This window comes from Chromobacterium fluminis, from assembly GCF_011602385.1.
GTDB lineage: Bacteria > Pseudomonadota > Gammaproteobacteria > Burkholderiales > Chromobacteriaceae > Chromobacterium > Chromobacterium fluminis.
On record NZ_JAAOMA010000019.1, the window covers coordinates 83,773 to 104,525 of the forward strand.

Sequence of the window (20,753 nt, forward strand, 5' to 3'; positions counted from 1 at the left end):
GCGAATTCATTCCTTGCGCCGCGCCCGCGTCTAGGCGGGCCCGGCGGCGCGTTGTGATAAGCGCCTGTCCAATGTTCCGCGAGCTGGGGCGAGACAAGGCGAAAACAGCTGAGAAAGCGGAATGTACGAGTGGTACATGAGCATTTCGAAGCGGTGCTCGCCGTGTCGAGCCTGGCATCGCGCAGCGGACATTGAGCGGGTTCTTATTGGTCGATGCCGCGATGCCACTTCAGCAGGCGGTTGTTCAGCCCCTGCATCAGCATGTCGATCAACAGTCCGAGAATGCCGATGGTGACCATGCCGGCGATGACCTTGTCGGTCCAGAAATACTCGCGCGCTTCCATGATGCGGTAGCCGACGCCGCTGTTCACGGCGATCATCTCCGCCACGATCACCACGATGAAGGCGGTGCCCATGCCCACGCGCGCGCCGGTGAAGATAAAGGGCGTGGCCGCAGGCAGGATCACCCGGCGGAACAGGGTGGCGCGGCTGGCGCCCAGGTTGCGCGCGGCGCGGATATAGATGCCGTCCACATTGCGCACGCCGGAGATGGTGTTCATCAGGATGGGGAAGAAAGCGCCTATGGTGATGAGGAACACCGCCGGCGGATTGCCCAGGCCGAACCACAGGATGGACAGCGGGGTCCAGGCGATGGGCGGGATCGGCCGCAGGAACTGGATCAAGGGGTTGAAGGCCCGGTATACCGGGTCGCTGACGCCCATGAACAGCCCCAGCAGCAAGCCCAGGCCGCCGCCCAGCGCAAAGCCCAGCACCACACGCCACAGGCTGGCCGCCACGTCGTGGATCAGTTCGCCGGACAGCAGCCAGGACAGGTAGGCGCCGGACGAGGGGTCGTAGGCTTCCAGCGGCTGCCAGTAGGCCAGCCACTTCTGCAACACCGCCAGCGGCGAGGGCAGGATTTGCGGGTTGATCCAACCCAGGCTGGAACTGGCCTGCCAGATCAGTACGATGGCGATGGGCACCGCCAGGCTGGACCAGGCTTGGCCCAGCCGGGAAAACACAGTCTGCTGCATGATTGCTCCCGCCGCCGTCAATTAACCTTGAGGTCCTGCTTGGCCTTGCTCAGCAAGTCCAGCTTCACCCAGTCCGCCGCCTTGGGGGGCTTGGCCATCTTGCCGATGCCGTACTGCTGCATCATGTCGGTGGTGGTCTGGATGTGGACCACGCTCAGGTCGTAGCTGTACGGGGAATTGGAAATGGCGTCCTGGAAGTCGTCGGCGCTGATCTGGTTCTTGAACATGTTCTCGCGCACGTATTTTTCCGCCAACTTGGGGTTTTTGATGAAGGTGTTGGTGGCCTCCACGAAGCATTTGATCAGGCGCTCCGCCACGCCGCGGCGTTCCTTGTACATTTTCTCCGTCATCACCAGAGTGCGGATGGGTTCGCCCAGAGGGGTGTCGTAGGGTTTCAGCACTTCCACGCCGAAGCCTTTATTGATGGCCTGGGACGATTGCGGCTCGGACTGGCTCATCGCGTCGATCTGCTTGCCCATCAAGGCCTGGTTCAGGTCGGCGAAGGGCATGTAGATCACTTGCACGTCCTTGCCCGGCTTGTCGGACCAGCTGAGTTTGTACTTGGCCAACTCCGCCGCCAGCAGCAATTCCTGCGCGCCGCCGCGCGCCACGCCCACTTTCTTGCCCTTCAAATCCTTGACGCTCTTGATGCCGCTGTCCTTAGCGGCCACGATGCGCGCGCCGCCCCTGGCGAAGCCGGCCACCGCGAAAATCGGCGCGCCGCCGGCGCGGCCGGCCACCGCCGCGTCCGCCGCGCTGGCGGCGATGTCCACTTCGCCGGCCACGATGGCGGGCATGATGTCGATGCCTTTGGCGAACATGCGTTCTTCAATCTTCAGGTCGTATTTGGGCGCGATTTCCTTCATGTAGCTGATGGCGCCGTAATGGGCGAACTTGAGGTTGCCCAGGCGGACCACGTCGGCGGCGAGGGCGGGCAGCGAGAGGCCGCCGCCCAGGGCGGCGAGACAGAGCCAGGTGCGGATGCGTTGCATGGTGTTTCTCCTTTGTGGATAGGGGCCGGGCGGAGCGCGGCAATCTTCTATTTATACGATGTTTGCATTTTTTGGCGCGGCGATGCGGTTCGCTGCTTTGTAGTGGTTCTTATTAGGCAAAGCGCGTGCCAGGTTGTTTTTTACTCAAGTTGTTGATTTTAATGGATTGTATTGGCGGGCCGTGGCCGGATTCGGCCTGTGCCGGCCTTGGCTGTGCCAAAACCGGCTCAGGGCTTGCCGGAGAAGATGATGTACTTATTCAATATCCCTTGGCTGTTTTCTCATCGGCCGGCGCAGTGTTTCCTCCCTAAGCTGGATGCGGTCGATGTAGCCGAAGATATCGATAGGGAGGATCAGCACCTGTTCGATCAGGGCGAAGAAACCGGCCCAGTAACCCTGCTCGGGGCCTTCCACCGAGAAGTCGACATCGCCTGCGATGCGCGCCAGCAGCGTGTGTCTCGGGACATCGGGATTGTCCTGCACGTATTGGATGAAGTGGCCGGCGTATTCGCGGCCCAGCAGATAGGCCTGGCGATAGTCGTCGGCTGGCGGCACTTGCCAGCAATGCACGCGCGGACAGCCCGGCAAACGCGCGGCGAAGGGCAGCTCCTGATAGGGAACCGGTTGGAGGTTGGGGCGGTAATGGCGACGGCTTGGGTATTTGACGGACATGCGCGCGCTCCTGTGGATTCAAGGCTGCCGGCGAGGCGGCAGGCTCATGGCAGGCGCATGGCAGGATTGGAGTTCCGGCGCCACGGACCGGCGGGTGCGAGCACCCTCCCACCACGGCCTGCCCGTTGTAGGCATGACTGATGGTGCAAGGGCACGGACCAAGCGTTTGCGGCGCTGGGTCCGAGGCGGCGGGGCCAGACTCCAATCTGGGCGCGGCCGGTTAGGGCGGCGCGTTTGCGATTGTGCCTAGTGGGGATGAGGGGGTCAAGGCGGCATCGGCCGCCAACGGCGCGAGGTCTCATCGCGTGGCCTTGGCCGGGCGGCGGCCCGGCGCTCTAGGCGTAAAACCGGGATTGTCCCTGCCAGGCGCTGGCGACGAAGTCTTGCACATGGTCCAGGAATTTGTCGTGGCGGCCCAGGCGGCTGTCGTCGGCCTGGCGGTTTGCCGGCAGCAGGTACAGCTGGCCGACGTGGCGCACCGGCAGCAGGCCGTCCAGCGCCGGGACCAGATCGCCTTGAACGCAGTAATGACGGATATGGGCCGAGGCCGCGCGCGCTTGCTCCAAGTCGTTGCCGTGGCGCGCCAGCAGTTCGTTTTGCAGGCCGCGGCCAAACTGAGCGCTGCTGAAGCATTCTGCGTGGACGGGGCGCTGAGGGGTGGACAGCTTCATTGCCGCATAGGCGGCCATGCCGCCGCCCAGCGAATGACCGCCGGTGCTGACGATGTAGTCGGGCTCGCCGCCGCGCATCAGCGGCAGGCCGGCGGCCAGTGTTTGCAACTTGGCGGTGAGTTGGGCGGCTTGGGCGTAGCAGGCGGGGCGGCCGCCAAAGGCGGCGTTGCCGATGTTGGCGCGCCATTGCCGCGCCACGCTGGCCAGGTTTTTCAGATTGCGTTGAGCCAAGCCGCCCACGCCGCGGCCGCTGGTGGTGCCGCCGAAAACCAGGCGGATTTCTCCCTCCGCCTTGTTGCGGAACACATAGGCCACCAGGCCGCTTTCTGGGTCCATCAAGCGCGCCTGCTGCGGCTGAAACTCCAGTTTGCCGCCCTTGGCCAGCAGCCGCGCCAGCTCGGCGTCCGGGCTCCATTGGGTGGCGCGCAGGCTGTCCAGATCCCGGCTATAGGGGAAGTTGGCGAGCAGCGCGCTGTCCTTGAGTCTTTGCCGGGCCGCTTCGGGGTTGAGGTTTTCCAGAGGCTGCTGCGCGCAGAGGCCGTCCAGGGGATTGGCGCGCGGCGCGGCGCGCGTGGAGGCGGGGGCGTCCGCGCGGTTGGCCGCCTGGCTGAGCCGCGCCGATATCGGGCTGGCGGCGGCGTTGGAGCGGGCGGGTTCGTCCGCCGCCGTCGTTTGGGGGATGGCGGCGCGGGCAGCTTGAATGAGCATGATGAGTAGACGCGAGTGAAGGTTGATTGCCGCATGCTAATGGGACGCGGACGGCGTGCCTTGCAGATTTTACTCAGCCGGCGGTTACGGTTCCGTGATAATGGCGAATCCGCGGTAAATGGGAAGGGGAAACGATGGAAATGGAGACGGAGCGTTTATTGTTGCGCCAATGGCGGGACGAGGATCTGGCGCCCTTCGCCGCCATGGGGCGGGATCCGGAGGTGATGCGTTATTTCCCGGCGCTGTTGAGCGAGGAAGAGAGCGCGGACGGCATGGAGCGACAACGCGGGTTGATAGCGGCGCGAGGATGGGGGCTATGGGCGCTGGAGGAAAAAGCATCCGGCGACTTCCTCGGTTTCGTAGGGTTGGCGGTGCCGCGCGCGGAGCTGCCGTGCATGCCCTGCGTGGAGGCGGGCTGGCGACTGCGGCGAGCGTCCTGGGGCCGGGGCTACGCCACCGAGGCGGCGCGCCGGGCGCTGGCTTTTGGTTTTGAAACCTTGGGACTGGACGAAATCGTGTCCTTCACCGCCTTGCCCAATCTGCCGTCGCAAGGCGTGATGCGGAGGCTGGGCATGCGCGATAGCGGCCGGGATTTCGATCATCCCGCTCTTGAGGCCGGGCATCCGCTGCGGCGGCATTGCTTGTATCTGTTGTCGGCGGCGGAGTGGCGCGCGGCGGCGCTTGAGGTTTGAGCTTGAGGAGGAGGCGATAGCCGCCGTGGGGCGGCTTTTATGGAGTAGCGGCCGCTTATTGCTGCCAGTGGTTGTAAATCGTTTGCAGCTTTCCATTTTGCTGCAGCCGGGCCAGCGCGGCGTTGAATTGAGCGGCGCGGCTGTCGCCTTTGGCGAAGGCGACGAAGCGCGGCATTTCCACCAGAGGTTTGGGCAGGATGCGCACATGCGGCAGCGAGCGAAGCTGGCGGGCGTAGTAAAGCAGTTGGCCGCGGTCGCCGACGATCAGGTCGATGCGGCCGGCCAGCAGCATCAGCAGCAGTTGTTCGGGATTGGTGGCGCTGGCGTCGCGTTTGAGCGGTGCTTTGTCGAAGGTGGATTCGTAGGCATAGCCGTGGACCTGTCCTATGGTCAGCGGGGCCAGGTCGGCCAGGGTGTTCCAGTTTTGCAGGCTGTTTTGTTTCAACACCATGAAGATGGTGCTGCCGGTGCGTATCGGGCCGGCGAGTTCGTACTGGGCGCGCCGCTCGGCGGTGCCCGCGAACTGGAAAGCCATGTCCACGTCCCCGTTGCCCAGCATTTGCTTGACGCGCTCCCAGGGGTAGAGGTGCAACTGGTAGGGGATTTTGGCTTCGGCCATCACCGCCTGGACAATCTCCACGTCCAGCCCTTGAGGTTTGGCGCCGGCTGCGTTCTGGTAGCTGTAGGGCGCGAACTGGATGTCGCCGACAATGCGCCAAGTCTCCGGTTGGGCCGCCCAGGCCGTCCCGCAAAACAGCAGCATGCTCAACACACGCCTCATGGTTTCTCCCGCCGTCGCGCCTTCCGTCGGTATAGCCGGAGCGGGGCGGGGCGGCAAGCCGGGCGGTTTTTGCAAGCGTCCAGCGGCGGCCTTGTCGAGAATGGCTGTCAGGGGCGCCCCCCTGGGCAGGGCGCGGCGCAGTCGGTTCGCACCATCATTGACGGGTAAGCCACAATGTCTTCTTCCATTAGTTTCAGCGCCGGCGGTCCGGCGTTTTCCCTGAGCAACGAGCGGGTGGCCCGCATGATGAGCGGCGATCGGCAAACCGCCACGCATATGGGCTTGTGGGACAAGTTCAAGGACGTGTTCCGCGCCGAGAAAAAGCAAGATGCGCTGAACACCCTGTTCAAGCTGGTGGACAGCCAGTCGCCGGCGCGCTCTTTCGATATTTTCAATCGCTTGGCGCAGCTGGCCACGCCCAGCAACCGGACCTTGTTCACGGTTGCGGTGGCGCCGGAGCAGGACGGCGGCAAGATCAGTTATTGCATCAACGGCCAGCCGCTGAAAACGGAACGGTTGTCGCAGGAGGGGCGGGAGGTGATTCTGGCGCGTCTGGGCGCGCCGCTGGGCGCCGAGCAGGCTCAGGCTCAGGCGGCGTCGCTGGCGGATTACCGGATGGACGTCTCGCCGGGACTGATGTATCTGCTGGACGGCGACTTTGCTTCCGGCGGGGTGCACAAGCGCTTTCACGTCGATACCGGGGTTTTGCAGGCGCGGGACGGGGTGGGTCGGGCGGACTTTGTCCGCGAAGGCCAGTTGGAGGCGTACGCCGAGTCGCGTCCGGCGCTGCGGGGCTATCTCTCCACCCAGCAGCAGATCGCCGCGCCGCCGGGCGTCAGCGATAAGTTCGCCTACGCCCGGGTCGAGCAGTACGACCCTGCCGTCATCGTCAGCCGCGAACTGGATGTCGGCCTGCCTCGGCTGTCGCTGGACCAGGCCCGCAGCGTGGCGGCGCAATTGGTGGACATGGCCAGGACGTTCTACTGCCATCAGTTGTCTCACCGCGATTTGCACATGCAGAATCTGCTGGTGCACGAACGCAAGGAGGACGGCGCGGTGTTTCTGAAGGCGATCGATTTTGGCCGCGCCAAGTTTGGCGAGGCGTTCGAAGCGGAGCGCTTCAACGATATCGATTACCTGTTTAACCGCGAGGGCTGCTCGCTGGCGGAGACGGTGGGCCGCAATTACCTGGCCGGCAAGGATTCGGCGGTGGCCAAGAAACATTATCCCTTGCACAAGTTGCTGGAACGCTTCAATGAGCGCGGCGCGGAGGTGACGGAGACCTTGTCCGGCATCGGCAAGATGTTGAAGGCGGATTTGCAGATGGCGGGGCCGGGGGACGAACTGCGCATCGATCAGGCGTTTGAGCGCGCCTCGGCCTCGGTGCAGATGGCCTTGGCAGGGCTGGCGCGTCCGCAGTTGGGGGTGGGTTTGCGTCTCTGAGGGTTTGTTTGCGATCGGCTGCATGTCGGCGCCGCAACCTTGAAACCCGCGTTGAAAAGCCCCTCCCGGCCATGGCCGGGAGGGGCTTTCGCTTGCTTGGGTGCCGGCGGGCTCAGGCCGCGGCGGCCTGGGCGGGCTTCTTCAAGGCCCGCAGCGCGACCGCGGTGACGGCGGTGCCGGCGAGCAGCGCCAGCAGGTAGAGGCCCAGATGGCTGACGGCGTTGGGGATGGGCAGCACGAAGACGCCGCCGTGCGGCACTTTCAGCTCAACGCCGGCCAGCATGGAGATGGCGCCGGCTACGGCGGAGCCCAGCATCAGCGCCGGGATCACTCGCAGTGGATCGCGCGCGGCGAAGGGAATGGCGCCTTCGCTGATGAAGGCCAGGCCCAGCACGCCGGCGGCCTTGCCGGCCTCGCGTTCGTCGGCGGTGAAGCGGTCGGCGAACAGCTTGGTGGCCAGCGCGATGCCCAGCGGCGGCGTCATCCCGGCGGCCATGGCCGCGGCCATCGGCGTATAGACCTGGCTGGCGATCAAGCCGGTGGAAAAGGCGTAGGCGGCTTTGTTGACCGGGCCGCCCATATCGAAGGCCATCATCGAACCGATGATGGCGCCCAGCAGCAGCGCGCTGCTGCCCTGCAGGCTTTTCAGCGCCTCGGTCAGCATGCCCAGCAAGGCGGCCACCGGGCCGCCGATCACGTAGATCATCAGCAGGCCCACCAGCAGCGAGCCTAGCACCGGCAGGATCAGCACCGGTTTGAGGCCATCCAGATTGCGGCCCAGCTGGATCTTGCGGTTCAGCCAGTCTGTGCCGTAGCCGGCGATGAAGCCGGCGATGATGCCGCCGAGAAAGCCGGAGCCCAGGCTGGCGGCCAGCATGCCGCCCACCATGCCGGGCGCGATGCCGGGACGGTTGGCGATGGAGTAAGCGATATAGCCGGCGAGAATGGGCACCATCAGCGCGAAGGCGGATTTGGCGCCGATCTGGAACAGCGCCCAGGCCAACGCGCCCTTGTGGGCGTCGTCGAAGGCGTAGATGCCGCCCAGAGCGAAGGCCAGCGCGATCATGATGCCGCCGGCGGTGACGAAGGGCAGCATGAAGGACACGCCGGTCATCAGATGTTTGTACGGGCCGCTGCGCTCGCTGGCCGGTTTTTCCGGCGCGGCGTCGGCGGCGTCCGCTTGGTGGGGCGCGGCTTCGGCGATGGCGCGGCGCAGCAGCGCCTGGCCGTCGTTGATGGCGGCCTTGGTGCCGCTCTGGAACAGGCGTTTGCCCTTGAAGCGGCTGAGCTCCACCTGGGTGTCGGCGGCGATCAGCACCAAGTCGGCTTCGGCGATCTCGCCGGCGCTGAGCGCGCTTTGCGCGCCCACCGAGCCCTGGGTTTCCACGCGGATGGCGTGGCCCAGCGCCTGAGCGGCCTGGCTCAGGCCTTCCGCCGCCATGAAGGTGTGGGCGATGCCGGTGGGGCAGGAGGTGACGGCGACGATGCGCAAGGCGTCGGTTTGCGGGGCGTTCAGCGCCGCGGCCCGATGGACGGCCTCGGCCGGATCGGCCAAGGCCTGGTCCAGGCTCAGGCTGAGCGCGGGCAGGCCGTCCAGGCGCGGATCGGCGGCGGCGCCGATCAAGAGCGCGGCCTGGGCGGCGGCGAGTTCGGTCGCGGTCAGCGGCGGCGCGCCGTCCAGTTCCAGCTTAAGGGCATGTCCGTGCCGCTGGGCGGCCTGGCGCAGCGCTTCCGCGGCCAGCCGGCCCTGGGTGCTGCGCTCGCCGGCGTCGATGATGGCAATTAGGTTCATGGCGTTGTTTCCCTTGTGTTTTTGGTTTGGAGCCGCAGGCAAAGCCCCTGATGCCGCGTTGCCTGGGCTCATCCGCCGACGCGCGGCGGATCGTAAGCGGCTTCTTAATCCAGGCTTTGCAACCGGACTTGCGCCGCCAGTGCGCGCACCTGTTCCGGCGGCGGCAGGTGAGGGCCGACGCGCGCCAGTTTGGCGGCGGCGAAGGCCACCGCCAGCCGGGCTTCCGCCTCAAGCTCCAGTCCATCCAGCCGCGCGGCGGCCAGGCCGGCCACCAGGGCGTCGCCGGCCCCCACGGTGCTTAGCGGCTGCTGCGCCGGCAAGGAGGCCAGCAACGAGCGGTCGCGGCTGGCGAACAGCGCGCCGTCCGCGCCCAGCGACACCACCACTTGTTCCACGCCGCGTTGCAGCAGCTCGCGCGCGCAGGTCAGCACCGCGGCGGTGTCGGGCAGGGCGCGGCCGGCCCAGAGCTCCAGCTCGTGGCGATTGGGTTTGACGCAGTGAGGCGGCGCGTCGCCGTCCAGCGCCTGGCTCAGCGCTTCTCCGCTGCTGTCCAGCAGCAGCCGCGCGCCCAGGGGCCGCAGCAACCGGCACAGCCGCAGATAGCTGTTGGCGGGCAGGCCGGGCGGCAAGCTGCCGCACAGCGCCACGACGTCGCCGGGGCGCAGCCGGGCGGCCAGTTCGGCGCCCACTTGTTCCAGCTGCGCTTCGCCGGCGGCGATGCCGGGCAGGTTGATGTCGGTGGTGTCGCCGCTGGAGAGGTCGGCCAGCTTGATGTTGACCCGGGTGTCGCCGGGCAGGCGCAGCATGTGGTCGGCGATGCGCTTGTCCAGAAACAATTGTTCGAACGCTTCGCTGTTGTTGCGGCCCAGCAGGCCGAAAACGCCTACCGAGGCGCCCCAGTCGGCCAGGCAACTGGCCACGTTGACGCCCTTGCCGCCGGCGTTGCCGCTGGCGCTTTGCGCCAGGTTGACCGCGCCGGGGGTCAGCCGGGCCAGGGCGATGGTTTGGTCCAGCGCCGGGTTGAGGGTGACGGTGTGGACGCGGGCGCTCATGTCAGCTCCCGCGCCAGCATGCGGACTTCGTCGGCGCTGTCGCAGGCCAGCGCCTGCTGCGCCAGCTCGCGCAGCCGGTCGTGGCCGTTGGCGCACAGCTTGGCTTTGACCGCGGCCACGTCGCGCGGGCTCATCGACAGCTCGGCCACGCCCAGGCCGGTCAGCAGCGCGGCGCCGAAGGGGTCGCCGGCAATGCCGCCGCACACGCCCACCCAGCGTTGATGGCGGCCGGCGCCGGCCACGGTGTGCTGGATCAGGCGCAGCACGGCGGGGTGCAGGCTGTCGGCCTCGGCCGCCAGTTCCGGATGCTGACGGTCCATCGCCAGCGTGTACTGGGTGAGGTCGTTGGTGCCGATGGAGAAGAAATCCACGTATTCGGCCAGTTGATCGGCCAGCAGGGCCGCGGCCGGCACTTCCACCATGATGCCGAGAGGCACCGCCGGGGCGTCCAGCTCGCGGCGTATGCCTTCGCACCAGCCTTTGAGCCGGGTGATTTCCTTCAGCGAAGTGATCATCGGGAACATGATGGACAGCGGCTGGCCGCCGCGGGCGGCGCGGTAGAGCGCGCGCAGCTGAGGTTCCAGCAGATCGCGGCGGCGCAGCAGCAGGCGTGAGCCGCGCATGCCGAGGAAGGGGTTTTCTTCGGCCGGCAGCTTGAGGTAATCCACCTGTTTGTCGCCGCCGATGTCCAGGGCTCGCACGATCAGCGGCCGTCCGTCCAACGCGTCCAGCATGGCGCTGTAGGTGTGAAACTGTTCGTCTTCGCTCGGCGACTGTTCACGCTCCAGAAACAGGAATTCGGTGCGCATCAGGCCCACGCCCTCGGCGCCGGCGTCCAGCGCGGCGGCCACCTGGTCCGGGCGGTTGATGTTGGCGGCGATTTCCACGTGGTGGCCGTCCGGCGTCACCGCGGGGCGCTGTCGTTGTTCCGCCTGCTGTTGCTGGGTGCGCTGCTGAGCCTGCAGCCAATCTCGGGCCGAGGCCAAGTCCTGCTCGCCGGGGTTCAGGTAGAGCCGGCCGCCCAGGCCGTCCAGAATGGCCGGCGTGCCGTCGGCGATGTCCAGCAGCGCCGGGCCGCCAGCCACCAGCGCCGGCAGGCCCAGGGTGCGCGCCAGGATGGCGGTGTGCGAGGTGGGGCCGCCCTGGGCGGTGGCCAGCGCGCGGATGCGGCCGGTGTCCAAGGTGGCGGTGTCGGAGGGGGTGAGGTCGGCGGCCAGCAGAATGCAGTCGTCGCCGTCGATGTCGGCCAGGGTGGCGCTGTTCAGCGCCGGGTCCAGCTGACGCAGCACGCGGCGGCCCACGTCGCGGAGGTCGGCTGCGCGCGCCGCCAGCAGAGGGTTGCCCAGCGCGGCCAGCCGTTCCGCCATGCGTTCCACCGCTTGGTGCCAGGCCCATTCCACGCCGTGACCGCCCACCATCAGCTGGCAGGCCAGGGTGATCAGATCCGTGTCGGACAGCAGTTCGGCCTGGGCGTGGAAAATGCCGGCTTCGGTTTTGCCCAGCCTGCTGGCGGTGGCCGCGGCCAGCTCGGACAGTTCGGCGCGGGTGGCGCTCAGCGCCTCGTGCAGGCGGTCGCCGCCTTCGCCCAGCGCCACCGGGCGGTCCGGTACTTTGAGCTGGCCGGAGTGCAGCACGCGCACCACGCCGATGGCGAGGCCGGGGCTGGCGGCGACGCCGGCGATGGACAAGGGGTGGCCGGGCGGAACCCAGCCCTGTTGTGCCGCCAGCAGCTGCGCTTTTTGCGCGGCGAGCGCGGCGTCGGTCTGTTCCTGGGCCGAGGCGTCGCACATCGCGGACAACAGGCCGGCCAGCGCGGCGGCGGCGTCGGGTCCTTGGGCGGATACGGTGACGGTGTCGCCATGGCGCAGGCCCAGTTGCAAGAGGCTGATCAGGTTCTTGGCGTCGGCCGCGTCCTGACCGTGGCGCACTTGCAGCTGGGCGGCGTGGCGGCGCGCGGCCTCCACCCATTGCGCGGCAGGGCGCGCGTGCAGGCCGTTGGGGTAGTCGACTATCCATTGCGCGCGCTCGGCCAGATCGGCCGCGGCGTCGACGGCGGCGGGCGGCGCTGCTTCTTCCAGCAGGGCCAGCACCTGGGTTGCGTCCGCGGCGGTGAACAATTGTTCGAGCCTGGCCTCGTCCTGCAGCAGCCGGGTCAAACGGCGCAGCAGGGTGATGTGTTCGTCGGACTGGGCGGCGATGGCGAACAGCAGCCGGGTGCGCTGGCCGGGGTTCCATTCCAGGCCGTCCGGAATCTGTACGATGGCGATGCCGGTGCGGCGGATCAACTGGCGGTCTTCCACCATGCCGTGGGGGATGGCCAGACCGTTTCCCAGAAAGGTGTTGGCCACCGCCTCGCGTCGCAGCAGGCTGTCGATGTAGGCCGGGTCTATGCAGCCTGCGTCGGCCAGCAGCTGTCCGGCCAGGCGGATGGCCGCCTCTTTGTCGGCGGGCTGACAGCCCAGCCGGATCAGTTCGGGCTGGATCAGGGAGGAGGGCGATCCGGTATCGTGCATGGCGGTCTCTTCAGTCGGTTCAGGTGGCTGCGCGGTGCTTGCAGCCTATTCAAGTTCCGCCGCGCGGCGGGCGCCGGCGCGGCTTCGAACAGGCTCTGTATAGCGGATCGGCTCGCGCCCGCCAGCTGTCTTTGCGGAGGGGCGATGCCGTTCGTGCGCTGAGTGAATTGAAAACGATTACATTTTTACTGTCAATATGCTCGTAGCGCTGGCGCTACATCTTTGTGTTGTCTCAAGTGACAGTGTTGTAAAATTACGCTTTGGGGGTATGCTTGCGTAAACGCAATTCCGATCATCGCGAAAGAAAACGATTTCATATGACGGTCAGCATCAAAGATGTGGCGCTGGCGGCCGGCGTGTCGGTGGCCACCGTGTCGCGGGCTCTGGCCAAGGGTCCGGTCAGCGCGGCGTTAAAGGCCAAGGTGGAGGCGGCCATCGCCGCCACCGGTTATCGGCCCAATCTGTCGGCGCGGCGCTTGCGCTCGCGGCACAGCGACACCATCGGCCTGATCGTGTCCGACATCCGCAACCCCTTCTTCACCGCGGTCAGCCGCGCGGTGGAGGATGTGGCCTACCAGGCCGGCATGCGGGTGATTTTGTGCAACACCGACGAGAACCCGGACAAGGAGGCGATGTACCTCAGGTTGATGCAAGAAGAGCGCGTCACCGGGGTGATCTTCGCCGCCACCCGCGCCACGGCTGAGACGCTGGACGCCGAGGCGCTGGGCTTTCCGGTGGTCTTGATCGACCGGGCCGCGCCCGGCGGCGCGGCCGACGCGGTGGTGCTGGACAACGCCGCCGCCGCCGGCCTGTTGGTCAGCCATCTGCGCGAACAAGGTCATAGCCGCATCGGCGGGCTGTTCGGCAATACCAGCAGCACCGGCGCGGAACGGCACGCGGGTTTCGCCGCCGCGTTGGCGCAGGCCGGGCTGGCCGCGCCGGCGCGTTTCGTCGCGCCCACGGCCGAGGCGGCGCAGCAGGCGGTGTCCGCCTGGCTGGCCGAGGCCGAGGCGCCGCGGGCGCTGGTGATCAGCAACGGCCTGCTGCTGCTGGGCGCGATGCGCGCGGTGCGCGCGCTGGGCCTGGAACTGCCGCGGCAGCTGGCGCTGGCCGGTTTCGACAACGACAGTTGGACGGAGCTGGCCGGACCGGGGCTGACGGTGATAGAGCAGCCGGTGGACGAGATCGGCCGCGCGGCGATGGCGATGTTGCTGGAGCGTCTGGAGCAGCCGCAGCGCTCAACGCGCAAAGTGGTGTTGACCGGCCGGCTGGTGGTCCGGGGTTCCAGCCTGGCCTAGGGTTGGCGTCAGCCGCTGTGGCGGAGGCGAGACAAGGGCGCGTTCGGCCCGGCCGGCCTCCGCGGGTTTGATTTTTAATGTATTAAATATTGTGCCATGATTTGCCGATGCCGTTTCAGCCATCGCCGCCCAGCCGGGCGGCCGCTAGGAGGAGGCCTGTCATGGATACGCGTTTCACCGGCGACATTCACCTTTCCACCCGCCAGGCGGCGGATGGCGACAAGCTGGATTTTTGGCTGAGCGAAGTGGACCGCCTCTTGGTCCGGGTGGAGTGCGACCGCCGTCCGGAAGAGCGGCTGGAGGCTTCGCTGGACTGGCAGGACTTCGGCTTGCTGCGCATGGCCACGATACGCGCCAACCAGCACGCGGTGACGCGCAGCGGACATAGCCTGAGCCGGGACGGCCGGGACTCCATCTTCGCCTGCCTGATGCTGCAGGGCGAGGGCTTCAGCCATCAGGGCGTGGAGTGCGCCCGCCACGGCCCGGGCGACGTGGTGCTGTACGATACCGCGCGCCCTTACGGCCACGGCTTTCCGGCCGATATGGCGATGGCGGTGCTGGACATTCCGCGGCCCTTGTTCCAGGAGCAGGTGGGCGTGTGGAACGAGCGCGGCCTGGTGCGCATCGAGCGCGCCGCCGGCATGGACGCCTTGGCCGCCCATCGCCTGCTTAGCGGCGGCGAGGCCGCGCGGCGGCATCTGGCCAGCCAGTTGCTGGAATGGCTGCATTCCTTGTGGAGCGCGCGCCTGGGCCTGCCGGCCTCCCGTTCCACCTTGTGCAGCCTGTGGCGGGCCAAGGCTTATATCGAGCGGCATCTGGCCGAGGACGATCTGGATTGCGAGCGCATCAGCCGCGCGGTGGGCGTGTCCGCGCGTCAATTGGCCCGCATCTTCGAACAGGAGGGCGAATCGGTGACGCGCCACCTGTGGGGGCGCCGGCTGGAACGCTGCCGCGTGGACCTGGCGGATCCGGCCTTGCGCCACCTATCGGTCAGCGAACTGGCTTTCCGCTGGGGCTTCAACCATATCGCCCATTTCTGTCGCAGCTATAAACGCCGTTACGGCGAAACGCCGAGTCATACCCGGGCCGAGGCCCTGGCCGCGCGCGTCCTTCCCAGACAACAAGACTGTCCTCATTAGGCAAATTCCACGTTCTCCCCGTCGTTAGAGTGGACGGGTCCGCTGCGCTTTCTGGCGCGGTGGACGCCCACCTAATAAAGAGGAGACATCATCATGCACACACGAATGGGCGGTTCGCCGCCGGGCGGCCGCACGCGAGCCGCTGGCGAAAGAGAGGCCCGCCATGCGCCTCTCCTATGAAAACAAATTGCTGGCCATCCTGGCGCTGAGCTTCGGTTTCGTGTTTTTCGACCGGCTGGCGCTGTCCTTTCTCTTTCCCTTCATGGCGGCGGAACTGCGGTTGACCCCCGCGCATCTGGGCATGCTGGCGTCGGCCTTGGCGCTGACCTGGTCCTTGTCAGGCCTGGGCCTGGGCGCCTGGTCGGACCGGCGCGGGCTGAAAAAGCCGATGCTGGTGGCGGCGGTGCTGGCGTTCTCGTTGTTTTCCGCCGCTTCCGGCCTGGTGGCGGGCTTCCTGTCCTTGCTGCTGTTCCGCGCGCTGATGGGGGTGGCGGAAGGGCCGGTGCTGCCCCTTTCCCAATCGTTGCTGGCGGCGGCGTCCACGCCGGCGCGGCGCGGTTTCAATATGGGCATCGTCAACGGCTCCGCGCCGGGCTTGCTGGGCGCGGTGCTGGGCCCGCCGCTGCTGGTGGCGCTGGCCGAGACCTATGGCTGGCGCGCCGCCTTCTACCTGTCCTGCCTGCCCGGCTTGCTGATTGCCTGGCTGGTCTGGCGGCATGTGCGCGAGCCGGCGCCCGCACCGATGCGGGCAGACCGGGGCGGCGGCCTCATCCAGTTGCTGGGCGAGCGCAACATTCTGCTGTGCGTGCTGATCGCCTGCAGCTACATCACCTGGTTCATCATCCTGATCTCCTTCACGCCCACCTTTCTGATCCAGGTCAAGGGCATGAGCCCGCAGGCGATGGGAGCGGTGATGAGCAGCCTGGGCTTCGCCTGGGTGGCGTGGGGCGCGCTGGTGCCGGCGATTTCCGACCGCATCGGCCGCAAGCCGGCGATGGTGGGATTTTCCTTGATCGCCGCCTGCTGCCCGCTGGTGTTGCTGAACGTGGACCGCATGGCCTGGCTGCTGCCGCTGGTTTTTCTCAGCTACACCGGCTTGGGCTGTTTCACCCTGTTCATGGCCACGATTCCGGCGGAAACGGTGTCGCCGCGGCGCATCGCCACCGCGCTGGGCATGATTATGGGAGTGGGCGAGCTGGCCGGAGGCTTCGTCGCGCCCACGGTGGCCGGCTTCGCCGCGGACCGCTACGGCCTGTCCATCGTGATGTGGATCGCCATGGTGGGCGCCTTGTTGCCGGCGCTGCTGTCCTTGGGCCTGCGCGAAACCGCGCCGCTGCGGCTGAAGCCTGGCGGGGCCGTGCTGGAAGCCGACCGGGCGCCGACCTGAGCCGCCATTCTCACTGCGCGTCCCGCTGCGCCGGGACGCCGCACTCCCTGACGGAGAACATCATGCACAAGACTTTGATCAAGGCGCTGGTCGGGCTGTCGGCGGCGTTGGCCTGCGTGACGGCTCAGGCCACCCAGTCCGGCGCGGACACCATAGGCGCCGGCGCCGAGGGTTTTCTCGCCGGCGCGCTGCCGCCGGCCGGTTGGTACGGCGTGTTCTATTACACCCATTATCAGGCTAAGCGTTTCAACGACGACGCCGGCAACGCTTCCGTGCCGGGCTTCAAACTGCAAGCCGACGTGCTGGTGCCGCGGCTGCTGTATATGTCGGACCGGACGCTGTGGGGCGGGCGCTTGGGTGGTTTCGCGCTGGCGCCGCTGCCCAGCTTGAGCCTGGACGCCGGCGGCGCGCATGAAAGCCGCAGCGGCCTGGGCGACGCGGTGTTGGGGCCGGTGCTGGCCTGGGGCGACGCCGGGCCGCTGCATACGGCGCTGGCGGCCGACATCGTGCTGCCCACCGGCGGCTACGACCGCGATCGGATGTTGAACCTGGGGGCCAATCATTACTCGCTGCGGCCTGTATTCGCCTTTTCCTATCTGCCGGCGTCCGGCTGGGAGCTGTCGTCCAAGATCAGCTACACCTTCAACGGCAAGAACCGCGATACTGATTACCAGTCTGGCCAGCAGTTTCATTTCGACTACTCGCTGAGTTACGCGGCCGGCCCGGCCTGGCGGTTGGGACTGAACGGCTATTTCATCAAGCAGACCACGGATGATACCCAGCATGGCCAGGCGGTGGCGGGCAACGGCTTTCGCGGCCAGGCTTTCGCCATCGGCCCGGCCTTGCGCTACCAGTTCGACAAGGCAGGGTTGGAGCTGAGGTGGCTGAAGGAATTCGAAGTGCGCAACCGGCCGGAGGGCGACGCCTTGTGGCTCAAGCTGGTGTTGCCTTTGTAGCGAGAGGATTTTGATGCGGGAAGAGTCGCCGGGCGCGTGCGCCCGGCCTTTTTATTTGGAGCCGCGCAATGGCCCGATTAGCCGGGTCAGTGTGTTGTCCTTGAGGAGGAAGTGGTGCCATAGCGCCGCGGCCGCATGCAGGATGGCCAGCCACATCAGAGCGTTGCCCAGCCATTCGTGGGCCTCCTTGATATCGTGCGCCAGATCCGGCATGGGGGTGAACAGCAAGGGCAGGGGCAAGCCGAAGAAGTCTATATTCTTGCCGGCGGCCTGGATAAAGGCGATGCCCAGCAGCGGCAAGGCGAGCATTAGCGCGTAGAGCGACCAATGGCCCGCCGTGGCGGCCAAAGCCGCCAGCCGGCCCGGCTGGGGGGTGATGGCGGGCGACGGATTGCCCGCGCGCCAGATCAGGCGAGGAAACAGCAATAACAAGACCAGTAGTCCGGCCTGGACGTGGGCGTATTTGACGCCGTCGCGCAGCGGCGTGCCCTTGGGGAAAAGTCCCTTGGCTTCAATGAAAATCAGCGCGGCAATGACGCTTAACGCGCCCAGCCAGTGCAGCGCGCGGGAAATCGCGCCATAGCGTTGAGAAGTATTGCGCAGCATGAGAAATGTCCTTGCATGGGGTAATGCGTGCAGCATGGAATGCAAAGCTTATGCGAAGCTTAAGAACCTGTTTACGATCTGCTGCGCGTCGTGAGACGTGACACGGAGAGTACCCCTTCGAAATGCTCATGTACCGTGTGTACACTCCGCTTTCTCAGCTGTTTTCGCCCTGTCTTGCCCTTGCTCGCGAGACTTTGAACAGGCTCAGAGAAATCAGAATAGATCATGAACGGCTTCTAATGATTTTTTTTGGCGAGGTCTGGAAGGCAAAGCCGCCGCTCAATCTTGCCCGCGTTGCGCGGCTGGTTTGTGAGGCGGCTTCCACCGGCGGCTTACTGGCCGGAGAGCATGAATTCCGCGCAGCGTTCGGCGATCATCACCACCGGCGCGTTGGTGTTGCCGGAGACGATGGAGGGCATCACCGAGGCGTCGCAGACGCGCAGGCCGGCCACGCCCTTGACGCGCAGCCGCGGGTCCACCACCGCGTCGGCGTCGGCGCCCATGCGGCAGGTGCCGACTGGGTGATAGACGGTTTTGGCGAATTGGCGGATGTGTTGCTCCAGCCGCGCGTCGTCGGCGTCCTCGGCCGGCGAGGGCAGCAGTTCTTCGGCGATCAGCCGGCGCATCGACGGCGCCCGCAAGATGCGACGCGCCAGTTTGACGCCGCGAAGCAGGCCGGCGAGATCCTCGGGCTCGCGCAGCGCGCCGCTGTCGAAGCGCAACGGCGCGGCCGGGTCGGCGCCGGCCAGCGCGACGCTGCCGCGCGATTTGGGGCGCAGCAGGCAGGGATTGATGGAAATGCCGTGGCCGGGCAGCGGTTCGCGGTCTACGTCGCCCACCAGGGTGGGCAGCACGTGGAACTGGATGTCCGGCCGGCCGCCGCCGCCGGTATCGACGAAACCGCCGGATTCCACCACGTTTGAGCTCAGCAAACCGGTGCGGAACAACTGCCATTGCAGGCCGTGGCGCAGCGCGGCCAGGCCGCGGTCCTGGCCCAGCAGGCTGATGGGCGCGCGGGCGCGGCCGTAGACCGACACTTCCAGATGGTCCTGGTAATTGGCGCCCACTTCCGGCGCGTCGCGCAGCACGGCGACGCCGTGTTCGCGCAGCTGTGCCGCCGGGCCGATGCCGGACAGCATCAGCAGTTTGGGGCTGGACAGCGCGCCGGCGCACAGCACGATCTCCGCCGTGGCGCGAGCGCGCTGGAGGCCGTTGGCGTCGCGCCATTCCACCTGACAGGCGCGGCGGCCGTCGAACCCGATTTTTTGCACATAGCAAGCGGTGCGCAGGTCCAGTTCGGATCGCTGCCGGACCGCGGCCAGATAGGTGGCGGCGGTGCTGCCGCGCCGTCCGTCGAAAGTGGTGGTGTGGTAGAAGCCGACGCCGGCCTGTTCGCGGCCGTTGAAGTCGTCGTTGTAGGCCAGGCCGATTTCCTGCGCGCCCTGGACGAAGGCCAGGCTCAGCGGATGGCGGTAGCGGGTGTCGCTGACTTTCAGCGGGCCGTCCACGCCGTGGTAGGGCTCGGACAAGCGCATATGGCTTTCCGCCTTCTTGAAGGCGGGCAGCACCCGCGTCCAGTCCCAGCCCTCGCAGCCCTGGGCGGCCCAATCGTCGTAATCGGCGGCCTGGCCGCGGATGTAGACCATGGCGTTGACCGAACTGCCGCCGCCCAGAGTGCGGCCCTGAGGGACGAAGATGCGCCTGCCGGCGGCCTCCGGCTGCGGCTCGCTGCGGTAGGTGACGGTGCGTTCGCTGCCCAGCACCTTGATGAAGGCCGCGGGCATGTGGATGTAAGGGCTGTTGTCCGGCGGGCCGTCTTCCAGCAGCAGCACGCGTTTGCCGGCTTCTATCAGCCTATGGGTCAGCACGCAGCCGGCGGAGCCGGCTCCGATAAGGATGTAGTCGTAGTCGCGCATGGGGTCTCCCTTGTTGTCGTGCCGCTCTTCCTACTGTTTGAGGATGAGCGGCCGCTCCAGCATAGGGCGGCCGCGCGCGGTGGCCTTGACCGGGCGCGCCCGCGGTCTTGACCGCCGCGGACGCGCCGGCCGGGAGGTTCAGCCTTGGCGGATCAGCTCGCGCAGCACGCGCTTGCAGGCGGCCAGATCCTGTTCGCCGAGCCCGGCCTGGATCTCCCGCTGTTGCTGGCCGGCGATGCGCCACAGCGTGGCGGCTTGTTCGCGGCCGGCCTCGCTGAGGCGGTAGCCGGCGGCGTCGCGGGTCAGCAATCCCTTGCGGCGCAACTCGGCCTCGGCCAGCTCTATCGCCTCCGGCGGCATCGCCGCCTCGCGCTGCAGCGCGCAGCCATCCAGCCCCGCTTGCTGTTCCAGCACCAGCAGCAGCCGCGCTTCGCCGCCGCCCAGGCCGGTGGCGAGTTGGCGCGGCCGGTAGCTGGCCTGGTAGGCCTGCAGCGCCTGGGTCAGCAGATAGAGCAGATTGTCGCCCAGCCAGCCGGGCAACGGCTCCGCGGCGGCGGCCGGCCGAGCGCGCGGCAGCGCGGCGGCGTACATGCCCTGATGGTAGAGCAGCGGCGCGGCGCCGCCGTCGTCGAAGGCCTCGACCAAACCCAGCAGAATCCAGTGGTCGCCGCCGTCCAGCCGTTGATGCAGGCGGCAATGGAAGCGGGCGGCGCAGCCGTCCAGCAGCGGCGCGCCGCCTAGGCCGGTTTCCGGCTCCAGGCCGGCGAATTTGTCGGAAGCGGCGCGGGCGAAGCGGTTGGACAGCTCGATCTGGTCGGCGGCCAGCACGTGGACGGCGAAGTGGCCGGCCTGGTCGAACACCGTGTTGCTGGCGGAGCGCTTGTCCAGGCTCCACAGCACCAGCGGCGGGTCCAGCGAGACGGAATTGAAGCTGTTGGCGGTGACGCCGGCGCGTTCGCCGTCCGGCGCGGCGGCGGTGACGACGGTGACGCCGGTGGCGAAGTTGCCGAGCGCGCGGCGCAGCGCGCGCGCGTCATGGGCGGGGGCGGGTGCGTTCATGGCGTATCCTCAAGGCCGCCCGGCACGGGGCCGGAACGGCGC

17 protein-coding genes are annotated in these 20,753 nt (G+C 67.3%); 6 read left to right on the top strand and 11 right to left on the bottom strand.

Features of this window, described 5'->3' with window-relative positions; translation table 11 throughout:
- Window positions 1-203 precede the first annotated feature (203 nt).
- From HA052_RS14560 to HA052_RS27970, 4 genes are all read right to left on the bottom strand, one after another.
- Window positions 204-1,034 (bottom strand): ABC transporter permease, encoded by an 831-nt coding sequence (locus HA052_RS14560; RefSeq protein WP_019101663.1) that lies wholly within the window; start codon window positions 1,032-1,034, stop codon window positions 204-206.
- A gap of 17 nt (window positions 1,035-1,051) precedes the next feature.
- Window positions 1,052-2,026 (bottom strand): ABC transporter substrate-binding protein, encoded by a 975-nt coding sequence (locus HA052_RS14565; RefSeq protein ID WP_166452419.1) that lies wholly within the window; start codon window positions 2,024-2,026, stop codon window positions 1,052-1,054.
- A gap of 255 nt (window positions 2,027-2,281) precedes the next feature.
- Entirely contained in the window at window positions 2,282-2,698 is a 417-nt protein-coding gene (locus tag HA052_RS14570; protein WP_166452420.1) for a hypothetical protein, read from the bottom strand.
- Between the two features lie 335 nt (window positions 2,699-3,033).
- Window positions 3,034-4,077, bottom strand: a complete 1,044-nt coding sequence (locus HA052_RS27970; RefSeq protein WP_166452421.1) for a Tle-like phospholipase domain-containing protein — start codon at window positions 4,075-4,077, stop codon at window positions 3,034-3,036.
- A 134-nt stretch (window positions 4,078-4,211) separates the two neighbouring features.
- Here HA052_RS27970 and HA052_RS14580 point away from each other — a divergent pair, with 134 nt between their 5' ends.
- The gene (locus HA052_RS14580; protein WP_240937372.1) at window positions 4,212-4,769 is read left to right on the top strand and encodes a GNAT family N-acetyltransferase; all 558 of its coding nucleotides are present in this window, start codon (window positions 4,212-4,214) and stop codon (window positions 4,767-4,769) included.
- Between the two features lie 55 nt (window positions 4,770-4,824).
- Here HA052_RS14580 and HA052_RS14585 read toward each other — a convergent pair whose 3' ends face one another.
- A complete protein-coding gene (locus tag HA052_RS14585) occupies window positions 4,825-5,550 on the bottom strand; it encodes a substrate-binding periplasmic protein (protein ID WP_166452422.1) in 726 nt (241 codons plus the stop codon).
- 174 nt (window positions 5,551-5,724) lie between these two features.
- Here HA052_RS14585 and HA052_RS14590 point away from each other — a divergent pair, with 174 nt between their 5' ends.
- Window positions 5,725-6,993, top strand: coding sequence for a T3SS effector SopD family protein (locus tag HA052_RS14590; protein WP_166452423.1), 1,269 nt, complete (start codon window positions 5,725-5,727; stop codon window positions 6,991-6,993).
- 112 nt (window positions 6,994-7,105) lie between these two features.
- On the opposite strand, the gene HA052_RS14595 is transcribed toward HA052_RS14590, so the two are convergent.
- The 3 genes from HA052_RS14595 to ptsP form a co-directional block, all read right to left on the bottom strand.
- Window positions 7,106-8,785 (bottom strand): PTS fructose transporter subunit IIC, encoded by a 1,680-nt coding sequence (locus HA052_RS14595; RefSeq protein ID WP_166452424.1) that lies wholly within the window; start codon window positions 8,783-8,785, stop codon window positions 7,106-7,108.
- A 104-nt stretch (window positions 8,786-8,889) separates the two neighbouring features.
- Window positions 8,890-9,837 carry a 1-phosphofructokinase gene (pfkB, locus tag HA052_RS14600; RefSeq protein ID WP_166452425.1) on the bottom strand — a complete coding sequence of 316 codons (948 nt, stop codon included), beginning with the start codon at window positions 9,835-9,837 and terminating at the stop codon, window positions 8,890-8,892.
- Entirely contained in the window at window positions 9,834-12,350 is a 2,517-nt protein-coding gene (gene ptsP / locus HA052_RS14605; protein ID WP_166452426.1) for a phosphoenolpyruvate--protein phosphotransferase, read from the bottom strand. Before ptsP ends, pfkB begins: the two co-directional genes overlap by 4 nt.
- 317 nt (window positions 12,351-12,667) lie before the next feature.
- Between ptsP and HA052_RS14610 the strand changes: the two genes are divergently transcribed.
- From HA052_RS14610 to HA052_RS14625, 4 genes are all read left to right on the top strand, one after another.
- On the top strand, window positions 12,668-13,648 hold the full coding sequence (locus HA052_RS14610; protein ID WP_081545128.1) for a LacI family DNA-binding transcriptional regulator: 981 nt from the start codon (window positions 12,668-12,670) through the stop codon (window positions 13,646-13,648).
- A gap of 161 nt (window positions 13,649-13,809) precedes the next feature.
- On the top strand, window positions 13,810-14,787 hold the full coding sequence (locus HA052_RS14615) for a helix-turn-helix domain-containing protein (RefSeq protein WP_081545129.1): 978 nt from the start codon (window positions 13,810-13,812) through the stop codon (window positions 14,785-14,787).
- A 163-nt stretch (window positions 14,788-14,950) separates the two neighbouring features.
- On the top strand, window positions 14,951-16,174 hold the full coding sequence (locus HA052_RS14620) for an MFS transporter (RefSeq protein ID WP_166452427.1): 1,224 nt from the start codon (window positions 14,951-14,953) through the stop codon (window positions 16,172-16,174).
- A 62-nt stretch (window positions 16,175-16,236) separates the two neighbouring features.
- The gene (locus tag HA052_RS14625) at window positions 16,237-17,130 is read left to right on the top strand and encodes a SphA family protein (protein ID WP_166452428.1); all 894 of its coding nucleotides are present in this window, start codon (window positions 16,237-16,239) and stop codon (window positions 17,128-17,130) included.
- 51 nt (window positions 17,131-17,181) lie between these two features.
- Here the strand turns inward: HA052_RS14625 and HA052_RS14630 are convergent, their stop codons facing one another.
- From HA052_RS14630 to HA052_RS14640, 3 genes are all read right to left on the bottom strand, one after another.
- Window positions 17,182-17,736, bottom strand: a complete 555-nt coding sequence (locus HA052_RS14630; RefSeq protein ID WP_166452429.1) for a cytochrome b — start codon at window positions 17,734-17,736, stop codon at window positions 17,182-17,184.
- A 332-nt stretch (window positions 17,737-18,068) separates the two neighbouring features.
- Window positions 18,069-19,652 (bottom strand): GMC family oxidoreductase, encoded by a 1,584-nt coding sequence (locus tag HA052_RS14635; RefSeq protein WP_166452430.1) that lies wholly within the window; start codon window positions 19,650-19,652, stop codon window positions 18,069-18,071.
- A gap of 138 nt (window positions 19,653-19,790) precedes the next feature.
- On the bottom strand, window positions 19,791-20,711 hold the full coding sequence (locus HA052_RS14640; protein WP_166452431.1) for a p-hydroxyphenylacetate 3-hydroxylase reductase component: 921 nt from the start codon (window positions 20,709-20,711) through the stop codon (window positions 19,791-19,793).
- Window positions 20,712-20,753 lie beyond the last annotated feature (42 nt).

Bases quoted from the DNA above. Each gene is read 5' to 3' on its own strand.
- HA052_RS14560 (WP_019101663.1), bottom strand. From the start codon at position 1,034: ATGCAGCAGACTGTGTTTTCCCGGCTGGGCCAAGCCTGGTCCAGCCTG.
- HA052_RS14565 (WP_166452419.1), bottom strand. From the start codon at position 2,026: ATGCAACGCATCCGCACCTGGCTCTGTCTCGCCGCCCTGGGCGGCGGC.
- HA052_RS14570 (WP_166452420.1), bottom strand. From the start codon at position 2,698: ATGTCCGTCAAATACCCAAGCCGTCGCCATTACCGCCCCAACCTCCAA.
- HA052_RS27970 (WP_166452421.1), bottom strand. From the start codon at position 4,077: ATGCTCATTCAAGCTGCCCGCGCCGCCATCCCCCAAACGACGGCGGCG.
- HA052_RS14580 (WP_240937372.1), top strand. From the start codon at position 4,212: ATGGAAATGGAGACGGAGCGTTTATTGTTGCGCCAATGGCGGGACGAG.
- HA052_RS14585 (WP_166452422.1), bottom strand. From the start codon at position 5,550: ATGAGGCGTGTGTTGAGCATGCTGCTGTTTTGCGGGACGGCCTGGGCG.
- HA052_RS14590 (WP_166452423.1), top strand. From the start codon at position 5,725: ATGTCTTCTTCCATTAGTTTCAGCGCCGGCGGTCCGGCGTTTTCCCTG.
- HA052_RS14595 (WP_166452424.1), bottom strand. From the start codon at position 8,785: ATGAACCTAATTGCCATCATCGACGCCGGCGAGCGCAGCACCCAGGGC.
- pfkB (WP_166452425.1), bottom strand. From the start codon at position 9,837: ATGAGCGCCCGCGTCCACACCGTCACCCTCAACCCGGCGCTGGACCAA.
- ptsP (WP_166452426.1), bottom strand. From the start codon at position 12,350: ATGCACGATACCGGATCGCCCTCCTCCCTGATCCAGCCCGAACTGATC.
- HA052_RS14610 (WP_081545128.1), top strand. From the start codon at position 12,668: ATGACGGTCAGCATCAAAGATGTGGCGCTGGCGGCCGGCGTGTCGGTG.
- HA052_RS14615 (WP_081545129.1), top strand. From the start codon at position 13,810: ATGGATACGCGTTTCACCGGCGACATTCACCTTTCCACCCGCCAGGCG.
- HA052_RS14620 (WP_166452427.1), top strand. From the start codon at position 14,951: ATGCGCCTCTCCTATGAAAACAAATTGCTGGCCATCCTGGCGCTGAGC.
- HA052_RS14625 (WP_166452428.1), top strand. From the start codon at position 16,237: ATGCACAAGACTTTGATCAAGGCGCTGGTCGGGCTGTCGGCGGCGTTG.
- HA052_RS14630 (WP_166452429.1), bottom strand. From the start codon at position 17,736: ATGCTGCGCAATACTTCTCAACGCTATGGCGCGATTTCCCGCGCGCTG.
- HA052_RS14635 (WP_166452430.1), bottom strand. From the start codon at position 19,652: ATGCGCGACTACGACTACATCCTTATCGGAGCCGGCTCCGCCGGCTGC.
- HA052_RS14640 (WP_166452431.1), bottom strand. From the start codon at position 20,711: ATGAACGCACCCGCCCCCGCCCATGACGCGCGCGCGCTGCGCCGCGCG.